The 16,055-nt window shown below is 41.2% G+C and carries 17 protein-coding genes and 1 tRNA gene; 8 read left to right on the top strand and 10 right to left on the bottom strand.

Annotated features, from left to right (window positions below):
• Positions 1 to 45 precede the first annotated feature (45 nt).
• Together GFH30_RS01010 and GFH30_RS01015 are read right to left on the bottom strand one after the other, a co-directional pair.
• The gene (locus GFH30_RS01010; RefSeq protein WP_153370330.1) at positions 46 to 1,251 is read right to left on the bottom strand and encodes a tyrosine-type recombinase/integrase; all 1,206 of its coding nucleotides are present in this window, start codon (positions 1,249 to 1,251) and stop codon (positions 46 to 48) included.
• 179 nt (positions 1,252 to 1,430) lie between these two features.
• Positions 1,431 to 1,521, bottom strand: a tRNA-Ser gene (locus tag GFH30_RS01015).
• 118 nt (positions 1,522 to 1,639) lie between these two features.
• On the opposite strand from GFH30_RS01015, the gene GFH30_RS01020 reads away from it, so the two are divergent.
• The 3 genes from GFH30_RS01020 (at position 1,640) to GFH30_RS01030 (ending at position 5,235) form a co-directional block, all read left to right on the top strand.
• A complete protein-coding gene (locus GFH30_RS01020; protein WP_153370332.1) occupies positions 1,640 to 3,520 on the top strand; it encodes a potassium transporter Kup in 1,881 nt (626 codons plus the stop codon).
• A gap of 263 nt (positions 3,521 to 3,783) precedes the next feature.
• Positions 3,784 to 4,914 carry a DNA/RNA non-specific endonuclease gene (locus GFH30_RS01025; RefSeq protein ID WP_153370334.1) on the top strand — a complete coding sequence of 377 codons (1,131 nt, stop codon included), beginning with the start codon at positions 3,784 to 3,786 and terminating at the stop codon, positions 4,912 to 4,914.
• A gap of 78 nt (positions 4,915 to 4,992) precedes the next feature.
• Positions 4,993 to 5,235, top strand: coding sequence for a hypothetical protein (locus tag GFH30_RS01030; protein ID WP_153370336.1), 243 nt, complete (start codon positions 4,993 to 4,995; stop codon positions 5,233 to 5,235).
• Positions 5,236 to 5,345: 110 nt separating this feature from the next.
• Here GFH30_RS01030 and GFH30_RS01035 read toward each other — a convergent pair whose 3' ends face one another.
• Complete coding sequence (locus GFH30_RS01035) at positions 5,346 to 6,353, bottom strand: AraC family transcriptional regulator (protein WP_153370338.1); 1,008 nt, start codon at positions 6,351 to 6,353, stop codon at positions 5,346 to 5,348.
• Between the two features lie 108 nt (positions 6,354 to 6,461).
• On the opposite strand from GFH30_RS01035, the gene GFH30_RS01040 reads away from it, so the two are divergent.
• Positions 6,462 to 7,079, top strand: coding sequence for a hypothetical protein (locus GFH30_RS01040; RefSeq protein WP_153370340.1), 618 nt, complete (start codon positions 6,462 to 6,464; stop codon positions 7,077 to 7,079).
• A 267-nt stretch (positions 7,080 to 7,346) separates the two neighbouring features.
• Here the strand turns inward: GFH30_RS01040 and hisF are convergent, their stop codons facing one another.
• Positions 7,347 to 8,105, bottom strand: a complete 759-nt coding sequence (hisF, locus tag GFH30_RS01045; RefSeq protein ID WP_067727956.1) for an imidazole glycerol phosphate synthase subunit HisF — start codon at positions 8,103 to 8,105, stop codon at positions 7,347 to 7,349.
• A 113-nt stretch (positions 8,106 to 8,218) separates the two neighbouring features.
• On the opposite strand from hisF, the gene GFH30_RS01050 reads away from it, so the two are divergent.
• From GFH30_RS01050 to GFH30_RS01060, 3 genes are read left to right on the top strand one after another with little or no spacing between them, the layout of a single operon-like run.
• Complete coding sequence (locus GFH30_RS01050; RefSeq protein WP_153370342.1) at positions 8,219 to 9,166, top strand: homoserine kinase; 948 nt, start codon at positions 8,219 to 8,221, stop codon at positions 9,164 to 9,166.
• Positions 9,167 to 9,200: 34 nt separating this feature from the next.
• Positions 9,201 to 9,824: a DUF1294 domain-containing protein gene (locus tag GFH30_RS01055; RefSeq protein ID WP_153370344.1), complete on the top strand. Its 624-nt coding sequence runs from the start codon at positions 9,201 to 9,203 to the stop codon at positions 9,822 to 9,824.
• Positions 9,825 to 9,845: 21 nt separating this feature from the next.
• Positions 9,846 to 10,241: a DUF4870 family protein gene (locus GFH30_RS01060; RefSeq protein ID WP_153370346.1), complete on the top strand. Its 396-nt coding sequence runs from the start codon at positions 9,846 to 9,848 to the stop codon at positions 10,239 to 10,241.
• A 79-nt stretch (positions 10,242 to 10,320) separates the two neighbouring features.
• Here the strand turns inward: GFH30_RS01060 and GFH30_RS01065 are convergent, their stop codons facing one another.
• The 6 genes from GFH30_RS01065 to hisB form a co-directional block, all read right to left on the bottom strand.
• Positions 10,321 to 11,244 (bottom strand): DMT family transporter, encoded by a 924-nt coding sequence (locus tag GFH30_RS01065; protein WP_153370348.1) that lies wholly within the window; start codon positions 11,242 to 11,244, stop codon positions 10,321 to 10,323.
• Between the two features lie 81 nt (positions 11,245 to 11,325).
• Positions 11,326 to 12,048, bottom strand: a complete 723-nt coding sequence (gene hisA, locus GFH30_RS01070) for a 1-(5-phosphoribosyl)-5-[(5-phosphoribosylamino)methylideneamino]imidazole-4-carboxamide isomerase (protein ID WP_153370349.1) — start codon at positions 12,046 to 12,048, stop codon at positions 11,326 to 11,328.
• Between the two features lie 188 nt (positions 12,049 to 12,236).
• Entirely contained in the window at positions 12,237 to 13,007 is a 771-nt protein-coding gene (locus tag GFH30_RS01075; protein ID WP_153370351.1) for a hypothetical protein, read from the bottom strand.
• Positions 13,008 to 13,470: 463 nt separating this feature from the next.
• Entirely contained in the window at positions 13,471 to 14,106 is a 636-nt protein-coding gene (locus GFH30_RS01080; protein ID WP_153373322.1) for a 3'-5' exonuclease, read from the bottom strand.
• A gap of 136 nt (positions 14,107 to 14,242) precedes the next feature.
• Positions 14,243 to 14,860, bottom strand: a complete 618-nt coding sequence (hisH, locus tag GFH30_RS01085; RefSeq protein WP_153370353.1) for an imidazole glycerol phosphate synthase subunit HisH — start codon at positions 14,858 to 14,860, stop codon at positions 14,243 to 14,245.
• A complete protein-coding gene (hisB, locus tag GFH30_RS01090; RefSeq protein ID WP_067727969.1) occupies positions 14,860 to 15,453 on the bottom strand; it encodes an imidazoleglycerol-phosphate dehydratase HisB in 594 nt (197 codons plus the stop codon). The genes hisH and hisB overlap by 1 nt, the downstream gene beginning before the upstream one ends.
• Positions 15,454 to 15,549: 96 nt before the next feature.
• Here hisB and GFH30_RS01095 point away from each other — a divergent pair, with 96 nt between their 5' ends.
• Positions 15,550 to 15,927 (top strand): GNAT family N-acetyltransferase, encoded by a 378-nt coding sequence (locus GFH30_RS01095; RefSeq protein WP_067727972.1) that lies wholly within the window; start codon positions 15,550 to 15,552, stop codon positions 15,925 to 15,927.
• Positions 15,928 to 16,055 lie beyond the last annotated feature (128 nt).

A 16,055-nucleotide genomic window follows, 5' to 3' on the forward strand; every position in this document is an offset into this window, starting at 1 on the left:
TAACTACGTTATGGCTAGTAGAATTACTTAACTCATTTCCTAAACTTAGGCACGTTTGCCTTTAGGGAATGGAACAACATTATTTCTAAGGCTATCTATAAAGTCTGACCACTCCTGCATCATATTAGTTCTGTACTGTAAATGCTGGGCATGATTGTAGGCTTGAGAGACGGCGTTACCAGTTTTGTGAGCTAACTGAACTTCAATAGCATCATGCATATATCCTTGTTCATGAAGGGTAGTAGATGCTAAACCTCTAAAGCCATGACCTGTCATCTTGCCTGTATAGCCCATTGTTCGAATGGCACTTAATAGCGCATTATTGCTTAAGGGTTTCGCCGTACTATGGTTGTAAAATACAAATTGCTTATTTCCAGTAAGAGGTTTTAAGCTTTCTATTAGTGCTATAGCTTGCTTTGATAGTGGAACTATATGTATTAAAGCCATTTTCATTTTGTGCGGCGGGATACGCCATTCTTGACTATCAAAGTTAATCTCATCCCATTCCATGTTGATGAGTTCAGACGTTCTTACAAAGGTTAGAGTCATCAGTTGCAATGCTGTTTTTACCAAAATATTGCCATGATACCGATCCATGCGATGTAAGAATGCAGGAAACTCGGATATATCTAATCGAGCCATATTTTTAATTTTTCTTGGTTTTAGAGCTTCGCTAAGATGTGGGGTAGGATCATGCTCTATTAACCCTTTACGGATTGCATATCTAAAGACACGCCCTGTCAAAGGAATAGAGCGCTTTGCCATCTCTTGAGCGCCACGACTTTCGATACGTTTGGCGCACTCTAGAATATCTTTCCCTTTAATTTGATCGATAGGTAATTTACCAATGTATGGAAACAGATCTTTCTCAAATACAGAAAGGTCTCTAAGGTAGGTCCCTTCCTTGAGAATAGCTTTTCGATCATCCAGCCATTCTAGAGCCAAATTTTGGAATAAAGTGCTTTGATCTACTTCAGCTTTACGTTCTTTCTTCTTTTCAGCAGGATCCAATCCACTACTCAAGCATTCCCTAGCTTCTAGGTGCTTTGCTCTAGCTTGGGCAAGACTCATAAACTCGTAAGAGCCCAAAGTTAAATTTTTCTGTTTCCCATTGAAACGATATGCATAGATCCAAGTCATACGACCAGTGCTGAATACATGGAGCTGAAGACCGTTCCCATCACTATATTTATCAGGCGTCTTTTTATCAGGTGTCGGCTTTAAGCGCTTAATCTTGGTATCTGTGAGCATGCTGGTATACCTCAATGTTGGTATAAACATGTTGGTATCACTGCTATACCAACCCTTATACCAACAATATACCAACGATTGCAGAAGATTGCACTTCTTTGCTATAGACAATAAAAAAGGCTTAATCCCTTTAGAATTAAGCCTTTCTTCACTGCGTTGGATTGCAGTTCTTTCGAATTTGGCGGTGAAAGAGGGATTCGAACCCTCGAAACGCTATAAACGTTTACACACTTTCCAGGCGTGCTCCTTCAGCCACTCGGACACTTCACCATGGCGATGGATGATATAGAAAAAACATAATCCTGCCAAGCTGAAACAATTGATTTGAAGAAAAACTTTTGGTGTGGTGCTATGATCTGCAAAAATCCGTTTAAAACGAAGACAATATATGCAAAACACCGCACAAAAGGCAGCTCTCCCAGTGATTACACTTGCTGCGCTTGGTGTCGTTTTTGGAGACATTGGCACCAGTCCTTTATATGCGCTGCGGCAATGTTTTCTCACCGCACATTTAGCCATTAGTGAAGCTTCAGTGTTGGGGATTCTGTCACTCATTTTTTGGTGCATTATGCTGACGGTCAGCTTTAAATACGTCACCATTATTATGCGTGCAGACAACAATGGTGAAGGCGGGATCATGTCATTGTTAGCACTGAATTTGCGTACCACCCGTATTTCAGATGACAAAAAAATCTTTTTAATTGCCCTCGGCTTTGTGGGAGCATCATTATTTTTTGGTGATGGGATCATTACGCCTGCCATTTCAGTGCTTTCTGCCATTGAAGGGTTAAGCATTGCCACACCTATTTTTAATCAATGGTTAGAACCGATATCTATCGGGATTTTGGCAGGTCTGTTTTTAGTTCAGCGCCATGGCACAGGTACGATGGGTAAGCTATTTGGACCTTTGACTTTGGTGTGGTTCTTGTCCATTGGCTGTCTTGGCTTATGGAGCATTCTGCAAACGCCTGATGTACTCGCCATGATCAATCCCTATTGGGCCTTCCATTTTGTGGTCGATCAGCCCTATGTCGCGTTTTTAACCATGGGTGCAGTCATTCTCACCATGACAGGGGGTGAGGCGATCTACGCAGATATGGGGCATTTTGGTCGCTTACCGATTCGCTTGGCATGGTTCATTATTGTGCTGCCGTGTTTATTGCTCAATTATGCAGGGCAAGGAGCGCTGTTACTACGTGACTCAGCAGCACTCGCAAATCCATTTTATATGCTAATTCCCGAATGGGCATTGTTCCCGATGATTGGACTTGCCACGGCGGCCGCGGTCATTGCTTCACAAGCGGTCATTACCGGCGTATTCTCAATGGTCAATCAAGCCATTCAACTGCGTTATTTACCGCGTCTCACTGTCAAACATACCTCTGAAGTTGAGCGTGGACAAATTTATTTGCCGTTCATTAACTGGATGTTATTTATCTCTGTCGTCATCCTGATTTTATTGTTTAAAAATAGTGCCAACCTTGCCAGTGCTTATGGGGTTGCTGTGACCATGACCATGCTCTGCGGCACGATTTTAATTTCTATTTTGGCCTATGGTTTTTGGCGTTGGCCGATTTGGAAAGTACTGCTGTTTGCCACACCATTTTTAATCTTAGATTTAATTTTTGTGGCATCTACCTCACTCAAAATTGCCTCGGGTGGTTGGGTGCCGATTATGCTAGGCGCAGTATTATTTACGATTTTAATGACATGGAAAGATGGACGTGCTTTGGTGCTTAAACGCATGGAACAAGATGCATTGCCGATTGATCTGTTTATTAAAAGTGTCTCAATGGGCAGTGAAACTAAATTTGTTCCAGGTGATGCGATTTTCCTTACAGGGACACCGAATATTGTGCCGCATGCGATGCTGCATAATATTAAGCACAATAAAGTCTTACACGAACGTAATATTTTAGTGACAGTCGTAACGCGTGACATTCCCTTTGTTGCAGACGAAGAACGCGTTCAAGTTGAAAAATTAGATCGGCATTTTTATCGTATTACCATGTATTTTGGTTTTAAAGATCAGCCCAATATTCCTGAAGCGGTGCAAAAGGCCTATGAAGTATGGGATTTTGAATACGATTTAATGCAAATCAGTTTCTTTATTTCGCGTGATCGTATTATTCATAGCGTAGGTGACGGTATGGCACCTTGGCGTGAAAAATTATTTATTTCGATGCAGCGTAATACCAGTCCCGTCAGTGACTTCTATCATATTCCGACCAATCGGGTGGTAGAACTCGGTAGTCAGATCGAAATTTAAGAAAGAAGGATTTAGAAAACCAGAGCTCGTCTCTGGTTTTTTATTGCGAGAAATATAATGTTTTATTAGCTATGAAATGAAATACATTTAATGGAAGTACATGACTTGAACAACAGATAAACAATAAATTTGGCTTTAAACGACATAGAATGACGTTGGATTGTTTATTTATTCAGCGAATGAAGACTGCACGATATACTTCATATACAGGGCTTGTTAAGCTCATGACAATCGCTGTAGATGTATGAAAGTAGCTGTAAAACATGGCAAAGAAGCAACGTAATTCTAAAAATTCAGTTTTTAAATTTTTAAATGAAAATACGGTAAAAATCATTCTTGGTGTGGTGGCATCAGGGAGTTTTGCCATTGCTTTTGGGCAGGAAAAAATTAGCCAATTGGTTTCAATTGGTTCATCCACTCATTCAAATTGTTTATCACAATTTTATCGTGATGTTCCGCCTGTGCTCATGAAAGACAGTCTGAAGAAAGACAGTTATTCATTGTGTTTCAATGGGTTTAATGTGGGCTATTCAGGTGTTTCAAAAACTCCACTTTGGGTGGCTGAACTGTTAACGCCGTCTCGTTTAAGTCAAAAAATTCCGCGTGAAGATAACTTTCATGAAGAGCAGCAAGTTCGTGCAGCACATCGTGCCACTTTAAGTGACTATAAAGCATCAGGTTATGACCGTGGTCACATGGCACCCAATGCGGATATGCCGACTAAAGCTGCCCAATTTGATAGTTTTTCTTTAGCGAACATGGTGCCACAAGCACCGAAAAATAATCAGCAAGTATGGCGTGAACTCGAAGAAGCAACACGTGCGATTGTGACCAAACAAAAACAAGACGTTTATGTGGTGACAGGTCCTGTCTTTGCTTCTAAGAAATTAAAAACCATTGGTAAAGGTGTGATTGTTCCGACCGCAACCTATAAAGCCATTTATCTACCTAAAACTGGGGCGGCAGGGGTGTATTACGCGGACAATAGCTTAAAAGATACCGCACCTAAAGTTCAGCTGATGAGTATTTGTGCTTTAGAAGATTTAATTAATATTAATGTCTTCCCGCAACTGACAGAGGAACAAAAACGCAATACCTATAAATTGCCTTTAAAAGCCAGTGAAGTAAAAGCCAATCAGAAGATTGCGTATGCAAGTTGGGATGCAGAAAGCCAGTGTGCAGAAGATGTCTCTAAAGAAACCTTACAAGCCTTACAAAGTGAGTTTAAGCCATCAGCTAGTAGCGTCGCTGCCGATGCCGCTCCTCAGGTCAGTACCAAGACTGAAAATAGTGAATCAATCGATACAGCACCTGCAGATTCTTCAGCTCAAAATGCCATCATTAAACAATTGTTAGATGCGCTGTTGCAGTATATTTTGCAGCTGTTTAAATAGACTTGTTGCATGGGATCACCTTCATGTAGGATGAAGGTGATCCGCTTATCTAAAACAATAAATATGAGTATCAGACCGATGTTTAAAGCTTTTGAAAATGGTACAGAATCACATTCAATTCACGATTTAACCCTTGAGAACGACGTAGATCGCATCAATATTTATGGCAATTTACAAATTACCAAAGACAAGATCGGTTTAGCTGCCGCAAAAGCCTTACAAGCGGCTTTGAATGATATTGTGCAACAGTTAGAAGCCAGTGAATTACAAGAAAAGTTAGAGCGTGAGGATGCGGACGAAATTGAAAATCCATTTCTATAAAAGCGCTAAAAGAATGCTCTAAATTATAAAAAAGCTCACATTATGGTGAGCTTTTTTGATGGTGTTTTAAATACGTTTGGTCATTAGTAATTTTTTAATTTTAAATCGTCTTAAGATACGGGACCTTTTTCATTTTTCCACTGCTGAGGTGTCATTTTGGTCCATTGCTTAAAAGCACGCTGAAATGCACTTTGCTCTGAATAGCCCAGTAATAAGGCAATCTCTTGTAAGCTTAAATGCGGATCTTTCAAGTATTCGGTGGCCATCATACAGCGGATTTCTTGCATCCGTTGTTGATAGGTTTTACCTTGCTGCTGTAAATGCCGCTGTAACTGACGTACCGACATATTCATTTTTTGCGCCACGTGTTCGATTTGAAAACTATTGTTTTGTAGCCCAGCTAAAATGGTTTGTTGTAAACGATAGTCAGCGGGATTGGTATTGGGTAATTTTTCTAGCAGGGCTTCAGCTTGTTGCTTGAGGATGTGCTGTAAGGTTTGATCGCCTTTTTTTAAAGGTCGATTCAGTTCCGATACGGCCATTAAAACTTGTGTTTTTGCCTGACCAAAACGGACTTTACAGCGAAAATACTGCTCATATAGCATCACATTCTTGGTGACTGAATGCTCAAAATGCACTTCATGCAGGCGAATATTTTCAATATCTAAAATCGATTTTAAAAACTCCATCATGAGGGCAATCGCGATTTCATCCGTAATTTGTGCACCTAGGTTATAAGGGACTTTATCCCATGCGATCGATAATAATTCACCATCAACGTTAATCTGTAGCGGTATACCGTCATAGACTAAACGATGATAATCATGATATCGCCTGAGTGCATCAGCAAGCGTTTCACAAGACAATACCAAATAAGCCAAAATGCCCAAATGTTTGGGTTCAACCAATGCGGCAATCTCAAGCCCTAGAGCAGGACGTTGTAATTGTTGATGAAGACTCGTCAGTAACTCCCGCCAAATCATAAAATCAAAGCGTTCAAGATCTTGAATATCTAATAATTTTTGAGGAGGAACTAAATTTTGATGCTGATAATAGGTCAGTAATAATTGTCCTAAACCACCATAAATAGAACCGACATGGTCATTGCTCACGTACATTTATGATTCTTTTATTTTGTCGTATTTTGTCAATCATATTGATTTTTTTGGTCAAGATCTAGTCTTGTGCATTGCTTATAGTGAAATAAGTCATGAAAGGATCAATCCATGTTAAAGGGTTTTATTGCAGGGCTTATTGTTGCCAACGGTTTTGAATGGTTTGCACATAAATATGTGTTACATGGTGTGCATCGTCAGGGGAAAACACGGTTTAGTCCTGTGCCGACCAGTATGCGTTCACATTGGGAACATCATCGTATTGTCCGAAAAGTAGGGTTTTCTGATCATGGGTATGTAGAAGGGATCAAGAATTGGCGAACGCGGAATGAAATTGGCTCGCTTGTAGTTGTTGCGACAGTGTTTGGAGTTGGCTTTTATCCTATTTCAAAGGGTATGACTTTAGCCACACTTTATAGTGCTTGTAACTATTATTATATCCATCGTCGGGCGCATTTAGAGCCAGAATGGGCAATGAAAAAAATCCCATGGCATTATGATCATCATATGAATAGTCATCAGGATGCTAATTGGTGCGTGACTAAACCGTGGTTTGATTATGTATTGGGGACACGCATTATTTCCTCTCCAGCCTTACAAGAATCGAATCCTTTGGGCATAGCTTTACCACAAGCGTTATCAACCCGTTTAACACGCTGGGCGGATCAGATTTTCCCTGCAAAATGGATCAATGACGATACTAAAAAGCTTTCTAAAATAGACATATAAACGCAGCTTAAAGTCACTTTGTCGTGATTTGTCAAAGAAATACGGATTATTGTCAATATTATGGTTATTTTTTATCCTATATTGCATAGGTCGTGAATATTTAGTCATTTCTCGATTGTAGTCATCACAGGGTTTAAAAGCTATTGCATACCAAGCGCTGTTATTTTTTCTTGGTTTTGATAGGGAGTCGAAAGACTCCTTTTTTTTATCCTTAATTTTTGCAAAAAAAAGAGTGCCAAAGCACTCTCTTTTGAAAACGGTCTTTAATTAAAGACGCATTTCAATACCTTGTTCGGCTAAGTATTTTTTCGCTTCTGGAATGGTATGCTGACCAAAGTGGAAGATTGATGCAGCCAACACCGCATCTGCACCACCTTGTATAATCCCATCTGCTAAGTGTTGTAAGTTACCTACACCACCTGAAGCAATCGTTGGAATGGTCACGCGGTCATTGATGGCACGCATCAGCGCTAGGTCATAACCTGCTTTGGTACCATCGGCATCCATCGAAGTGACAAGCAATTCACCTGCACCGAAGTCTGCCATTTTGACTGCCCACTCAATCGCATCAATACCTGTTTCTTTACGACCGCCGTGGGTGAAAATTTCCCATTTATTCTCACCGGTTTTTTTGGCATCAATCGCAACCACGATACACTGCGCACCAAAACGTTGCGACGCTTCTTGCACGAATTCAGGGTTATAAATGGCAGCCGAGTTAATCGAAACTTTGTCTGCACCGGCGTTTAAAAGTAGGCGAATATCCTCAACTTTACGGACACCACCACCGACTGTTAACGGTACGAAGACTGATTCAGCCATACGCTCTACAGTGCGGTAAGTCGTGTCGCGTCCATGATGTGTAGCGGTAATATCAAGGAACGTAATTTCATCGGCACCTTGTTCGTTATAACGACGTGCAACCTCAACCGGGTCACCTGCATCACGAATATCAAGGAATTGAACACCCTTCACCACACGACCATTGTCAACGTCGAGGCAAGGAATAATACGTTTAGCTAGCATAAATTTTTCCAATTATTACAGCCGATTATGAAACTCACCCACGCAAGCGCTACACCTTGGCAGATGGAAACGGTATTCTAGCAAAATTATGTAAGTTTTTTCGCAGGTTTTCTATGTCGGTTTATACCACTTTGTCTTTAAAGGAAGTTCAGGATTTTGCAGCGCCCTATGGTTTAAAGGCGATTGATCTGATTCCCATTCAAGGCGGTATTCAAAATACCAACTACTTTTTAGTCTGTGAAGATGCACAATATGTCCTGACTGTTTTTGAAGATATGGACGAGCAAGCCGCAGGGGAACTCGTCCCTGTGCTAGAGCGTTTAGGTGAGGCAGGCGTGGCTGTGCCTGTACCTTTGTCACATTCAGGTAAAGCCATTCACAGTATTAAAAATAAGCCTGCGCAAATCGCACCGCGCATGATGGGAGACCATCCCATGCCATCGACCCTAGCGCAAGCTGAAGCAATTGCCGTGGCACAAGCAAAAATGCATGTCGCATTACAGGACTTTAAACTTGAACGTAATTTCGTACGTGACCATGCTTATTGGTATGGCGTGGCGCAAGAAATTAAACCAAGTTTGAACGATGCTGATAAAGCTCTGCTCAGCAAATTATTGGGCTTATATGAAGCATTAACGGCTGTTTATCATGATCGTCCTCGTGGTTTTATCCATTCCGATTTATTCCGTGACAATACCTTATTTGATGGTGATCAACTCAATGGCATTCTCGATTTTTATGAGATGAACCATGATGAATTGTTATTTGATATTGCCATTACCTTAAATGACTTCTGCACCGAATATCCTGATGTCACTTTAAATGAGCAAAAGGCTGTTGCCTTCCTTAATGCCTATGAAACTGTACGTCCTTTAACTGCGGACGAAAAATCATGCCTAGAGTTATATTTGGCGATGGCAGCAGGGCGTTTTTGGATGATGCGTTTACAAGTGGCACAGCGTAATGCTCAATTGGGTCGTACGGGCGATGATATTTTGCAAAAAAATCCAATCGAGATGCGTAATATGTTGATTGAGCGTTTAAAATTCGTCACAGCTTAATCAATTCAATTTTAAAAATATAAGGATAGGGAAGATGCGCGATCAGGGACGTTTGGTGGAATGGTTTGATGACAAAGGCTATGGCTTTATTCAACCGAATGATCAGGCGAAAGATCGCGTATTTCTGCATATTAAGGACTTTGCAAAGCAAGGTCCGCGTCCAATTGTAGGCTGTGCCTTAGATTACACCGTGATTTTAGATGAACGTGGTCGTTATAAAGCACAGCAGGTGATGTATCTGAAAGCATCACAAACCAAAACAGCGCACAAAAAGAAACCGAGCTATGCGCAGCAAAAAGCCAAGCTACAACCGATGCAAATACTCTGTGTGGTGTATATCCTGTTCTTAGCGGCATTTACCTTAGGCGGTTTACTGAATGGTATGGTGTTACTGTTCATCAGTATTATGAATGCCATGAGTTATTGGTTTTATGCCCAAGATAAAGAGGCTGCACAACTCGGTAACCGCCGTGTGCCAGAAAACACCTTACATCTATTATCGTTTTTAGGTGGTTGGCCTGCGGCATGGTTGGCTCAGCAAAAACTGCGACATAAAACACAAAAACAACCGTTCCGTCAGATATATTTTTGTACTATAGCCTTTAATATCATACTTATTATAGGGTTAATTTCACCTTTAAACCCTTTTCAATTTTAAGGTGAACTAATAGGAGCGTACATGAATTATTCTATTGATAAAGACCCCAATCGCACCTTAACTTTAATTTTATATGTGCTTTATATCATCGCGATTTTTACTGGTGGCTTGCTTGCCGTCATTGCATTGGTTATTAACTACATTAAACGCAGCGATGTGCATGGCTCTATTTTTGAAAGTCATTTTACGTGGCAAATTCGCACCTTTTGGTGGTATCTGATTTGGAACATCATCGCATTTTTACCATTCCTATTTTTATTCTTTACGGGCCAAAATCCTGACCTCTTTGCGGGTGTGGCATTGGGTGCTTCAGTCTTCTGTATTGCGGTGATTTTTGTGGCGTGGGTATGGATTGTTTATCGTGCCATTAAAGGCATTATGCGCTTAAATGATAACTTGCCGATGTATAGCAATTGATTTTGAATCCCCCTATCTCCCCCCTTTTTCAAAGGGAGAGTAAAAGCCTCCCTTTGTTAAAGGGAGGTTTGGAGGGATTTTATTCAGCCACCTTATCTTCAGTTTTTCGCTTTAAAAACTTCGGTTTCCACTCACTGACAATTACACCCAATACCACCATCAAACCACCGAGCAAAGCCAATGCAGGTAAGCGCTCACCGGCAAGACGACCAAACAGACTCGCCCAAATCGGTTCACCGGCATAAATGATTGCGGCTTGAGAAGGATCGACCATTTCCTGTGCCCAGTTCATCACCAATTGAATACCAGCACTTGCCACGCCTAAACCGAGCAAAATCATAAGAAGATGCGGATGAAAATCGGGTAAATGAGTTTCCCCAAGGATCGGTGCCATACAAAAACAAAAGATGGATGCAAAGATCAATTGCAGTACCGTCACCCGTCGCGTATTGACCTTTGGTGCAAAATAACTGATGAAAATAATCTCAAGCGCAATCGCAATCGAACCTAAAATCGTTAACATTTGTCCAAAGTTCAGTTGAATCGCACCAAAACCATTACCTGTTAAAAATACCAACCCCATAAAGGCAAATGCTGCGCCAATCCAAGTCATCACATGCGGTTTTTTACGGAACAATAGCCATAGCAGAATGGGCACAAGCGGTACATATAAGGCGGTTAGGAATGCAGATTCACTGCTGCTAATGGTTTGAATACCCACTGTTTGTGTGCCATAGCCTAATGCAATGACGGCACCAATGGCTGCACCTGCAAGCACCTCCTTTAAGGTCATACCTGTTAAGTGTTGATATGAAATTAAGCTGACCGCAATCGCTGCCATCGCAAACCGCATCGCGACAAACAAAATTGGACTGCTAAAACTTAAGCCATATTTGACAATAATAAAGGTCGTTCCCCAAATGAGGGTAATCAGGATTAAGGAAAGCTGCGGTAATTTTTGCTTAAACCAAGAGGGAGATGTACTCGTGAATTGAGCAGACATGGGAGAAAAAAACCTAATCAAAAAATCAGAAAACAAAAAGAGGTCCGAAGACCTCTTTTAACGCAAAAACAGCAGCTTAGATTATGCGTCTAAGATGGCTTGTGCTTCACGAAGGTTTAAAGTGCCTTCGTAGATTGCACGACCGGTAATCGCACCTAAAATGCCCGGTTGACCTTTTAAGCCATGCACGTCATCGATGTTGGTGACACCACCTGATGCAATCACAGGCAAACCTGAATAGGTTGCAAGGTTCACGGTTTGTTCAATGTTGACACCTTGCATCATGCCGTCACGTGCGATGTCTGTGTAGACAATGCTTGATACGCCCGCGTCAGCAAAACGTTTTGCCAGTTCAGTCGCTTTCACGTCAGTCACATTCGCCCAACCATCCGTTGCCACCATGCCATTCATGGCATCAATACCGACAATGATATGACCTGCGAATTGCTTACATGCTTCTTCAACAAACTCAGGATTCTGTACAGCTTTGGTACCAATAATCACATAAGACACACCCGCATCTAAATAATGCTGAATTGTCTCAAGTGAACGAATACCACCACCGATTTGAATTGGAAGATTCGGCTGAGCTTTGGCAATGGCTTCAACCACAGGCTTATGAATAGGCGTACCTGCGAAAGCACCGTTTAAGTCGACCAGATGTAAACGACGTGCGCCTTCATTGACCCAATGCTGTGCAGTTGCGACTGGATCGTCTGAAAATACAGTATCGTCTTCCATACGACCTTGTTTTAAACGTACACATTTGCCGTCTTTCAGGTCAATTGCAGGGATGATCAGCATGCTTTCGCTCCTGGCCTAATCGTTGAATGAATTTGAATGAGCATCATCTTAACAAATAAACCACTATTTTCTAAATCTAAATACTGAATCATTCATATGAAAAAAACCTGTCATAAGACAGGTTGGAGTGAGTGCGAGACAATTTATTGTTTTTATAGATGCTTCAATCGTGTTGAATTTTTTGAAATTTAACCATAAAGGGAAATATTCAGGTCAAGATCAAGCGGTTTAACTTGAGTCAATTGTGAACCTAGATCATAAAGACCATCATTCACAGCGCCTACAGTTGAACCAACAGTGCTGACCACACCACCTACCAATGGTAATGCTGCGGCTGTATCTGTGATTGGGGCCAGATCATCTAACAGAGCGTCAAGTGTGCCAGATACGTCTTGTACCACACCGCCCACACTTGCGACTGGGTTATTCAGTAAATCACCCACTAAATCAAGCGGTTGAATGCCTGCTACATAATCTCCAGTTTCAGCAACCAAGCCACTTAAGTTAGAGGCTGTTTGTCCAACGGCATCAATGACATCACCTAAGACTGGCAATTGGGTCAATGGTGTTGTGAGCGGGGCAGTGGTCGTTAAGACACTGTCTAAAATATCAGATACACCGTTTAAGGTGCTGCCGACTAAATCTGTTGTGCCATTCAATGCTGTATCTACACCACCGAGTAAGTCACCTGCGATGAGCTTGTCTGAAATGGCATGTACACCTTGGCTGACATCTCCAAGCAGGTCGGTTGTCACATCGAGTACGGTCGAAATAGTATCACCCAATACCGGCAAAGCTGTGAGTTTTTCGGTCAAAGGTGCGGTGAGTTCCGACACGGTTTCAACCACTTCATCGACGACAGTAATGACGGCTTTAGTAATTAAGCCGACGACTTTACTGATGCCCTGTGCGATCAGCGTGAATACGCCACTTATTTTTCCGCTAAATAGACTAAACATGAGATGAATCCTCTTTATTTTGACATCAGTGATCTGATGCGTGCTTGTTATGCTGTGTATGTTGTTTTAGCAGAATATTTAAAAATATACAGATGTAGAAAAACGAAGATAAAGCATGAATAGTGCTAAAAATTTAAGAAACTATTTGAATATTATGAGTTTAATTTGGGAAATAATAAATGTTAAAAAATGTATATAAAAACAATAAGATAATTATATCATTTTGGTGCTTTTTAGATTTTTTGGCACGCTCTTTGGGCAATCAAGCAATGAAAATCATCATAAATTCGGATTTTCTTTCTAAAACGTTAAGTCACTAACGCGAAATGCGCATTTTCGGGAGATATTTAAGCTAGATTTTAGCGCATATTTCGTTTACCTAAAGTTACATAAATGTTGTGATGAAATCGTCAATGTTTCAAAAAATTGCAATCAGGTTTAAATTTTTTGCGCCAAGTTTAGTTTATTGTGCAATCTGCTTAAGTACATGCTCAGGCAATAGATTCAAGCGTGATAATTCATTAAAAATTAAGACACAGGCATACGCATCTGCCGCGGCATATTCAATTTGTGCTCGGCTTAAATTCTTAGCTGCCCAATTTGAGGTACTGATTTTTTTAGACTTAGGGAAATGTTGTTGAAATAACAGCGCAATGGCATTTTTGACGCCCATGGTGTGTTTTATACCAAAGCTGCTAAAACATTTAGACAGTTCAATGACGCCGTTAAGTTCAATGCCTTTCTTACGAAATAAATGTGCATCATTTTTTAAGCCAAAGCCTGCTTTTAGTTGCTGAGGATTGGCAAGAAGAGGGGTTAAAAAACGCCATGTTTCAGCGTTCATTTGAAATAGATAAGCATTTGTTACTGTTGCCAATTGAATGAGATGTGGACCGGTTTGTATTTCACCTTTGCTAAAAGTGGGTTTAGATTCTGAGTCAAAACCCAATAGTGTGGCTTGTTTGAGCGCCGTTTCAATAGCTTTGCACTCTGCAAGATTTTGGATGACGATAATCTTGTCTAAATTTAAGTTTTGAAAGGCAGGCAATAGCGCAATTTGTTCTTTGCTCGGTAGTAGGGTATTCGGTAATGCATCCATCATTCTTTTAGGTCTCGCTTCGCTCAATGTCATCATAAAGCGTTCCACAGAGAAAATCTGTGGAAATCACCTATAAAAAAAGCCCGCATATCGCGAGCTTTTTTGAAACTTTGAAAATGCTGATCTAAAATGAAAATTAGATTTTCCATTCCACAAAGTTTTTAAGCAGTTGTAGACCCGCTGTATGACTTTTTTCTGGGTGGAACTGCGTTGCGAACAAATTTTCTTTATGAATCGCAGTACAGAACTCTAAACCATAGTCACAGGTTGCAGCCACAATGCTTGGATCTTTTGGTTCAACATAGAAGCTATGCACGAAGTAGAAACGTGCATCTTGTTCAATATTGTTCCACATTGGGTGGCTGAGGTCAGCTTGACGTACTTGATTCCAGCCCATATGCGGTACTTTCAAACCATCCATATCTGGGAAGCGTTTCACTGCACCTTCAAAAATACCCAGTGCATCTGCACCGCCATTTTCTTCAGAATGTTGCATTAACGCTTGCATACCCACACAAATGGCAAGTACAGGCTTATTAAACACTGCGTTACGCACAACATCATCGATGCCTGCTTCATGCATGCCTTGCATACAGTCACGCATTGCACCAACGCCTGGAAACACAATTTTATCTGCTTGCGCAATTAACTTTGGATCATTGGTCACATCAACGGTTGCACCGACATGTTCGAGTGCTTTTGCTGCTGAGTGAAGATTTCCCATGCCATAGTCAAGAAGGGCAATACGGGTCATTACAATGTTCCTTTGGTTGAAGCGACAGTATTCGCAGCACGTGGATCAATTTCACATGCCATACGAAGCGCGCGCGCAAATGCTTTAAACACGCTTTCGATTTGGTGATGGCTATTTTTGCCTTTCAAGTTGTCAATGTGAAGCGTCATCAGTGAATGGTTCACAAAGCCTTGGAAAAATTCAGAGAATAAATCCACATCAAAGCGACCAATCATAGAACGAGTAAATGGAATATCCATAAACAAGCCCGGACGACCAGAGAGATCCACCACAACACGGCTTAAAGACTCATCTAAAGGTGCATAGAAATGACCATAGCGTTTTAAGCCTTTTTTATCGCCAAGCGCTTGCGCAAATGCCTGTCCGAGTGTGATCCCGCAGTCTTCTACGGTATGATGATCGTCAATTTCCAAATCGCCATCACAATGAATATCAATATCAAACAGACCATGTCGCTTGATTTGATCAATCATATGATCTAAAAATGGAACACCAGTGTTTAAAGTGCCTTGACCAGAACCATCGAGGTTCAAACGAACTCGAATTTTGGTTTCGTTGGTATTTCTTACCACTTCACTGATACGATCTGTCATAGACACGTTCCTCAAATACGTCAAAATGATTGATGTAGAAAATATTTTCGCCGTGACGACGTCACCGCATATTAGATTGCTCAGGAGGGTTTATCAATGCCTATCACCGTACATGCCTATACTTCCCTAGAAAATGAAGAAGTGCGCAGCCAGCTTGAGCGACTGTATGACACCAGCCCTGAATTTAGTGATGGGACAGATGCCATTGAACAACTAGAGCAAAACTTAGCACAGTATACCTCACTTTATACCGCCGAATTTAATACTAAAGTCATTGGTGCAATCTGGAGCAGTGGTCAGGGCGAAAGCCGCCTACTGCAAAATATTGTGGTGCATCCTGCCAATCGTGGGCGCGGGGTTGCCGACCGACTGGTGAGTGAAGTCTGCCGTATGGAAGAAGAAAAAGGGGTGAAGCATTTTGAACCGGGCTGTGGCGCAATTCACCGTTGCTTGGCACATCTTGAGAAAATTTAAGTCTTCGTTGGAAACAAAGCAGCGTATTCGCTTCTTTTTTCATATTTAAATGCGCTGCAGCCCAAATAAAGCCACTGTTTTTGCTAAAAAATGTGCAAATAAGCCAAGATGTGTTTGAAAATTAAACA

Origin of the sequence: Acinetobacter wanghuae (assembly GCF_009557235.1) — a bacterium.
GTDB lineage: Bacteria > Pseudomonadota > Gammaproteobacteria > Pseudomonadales > Moraxellaceae > Acinetobacter > Acinetobacter wanghuae.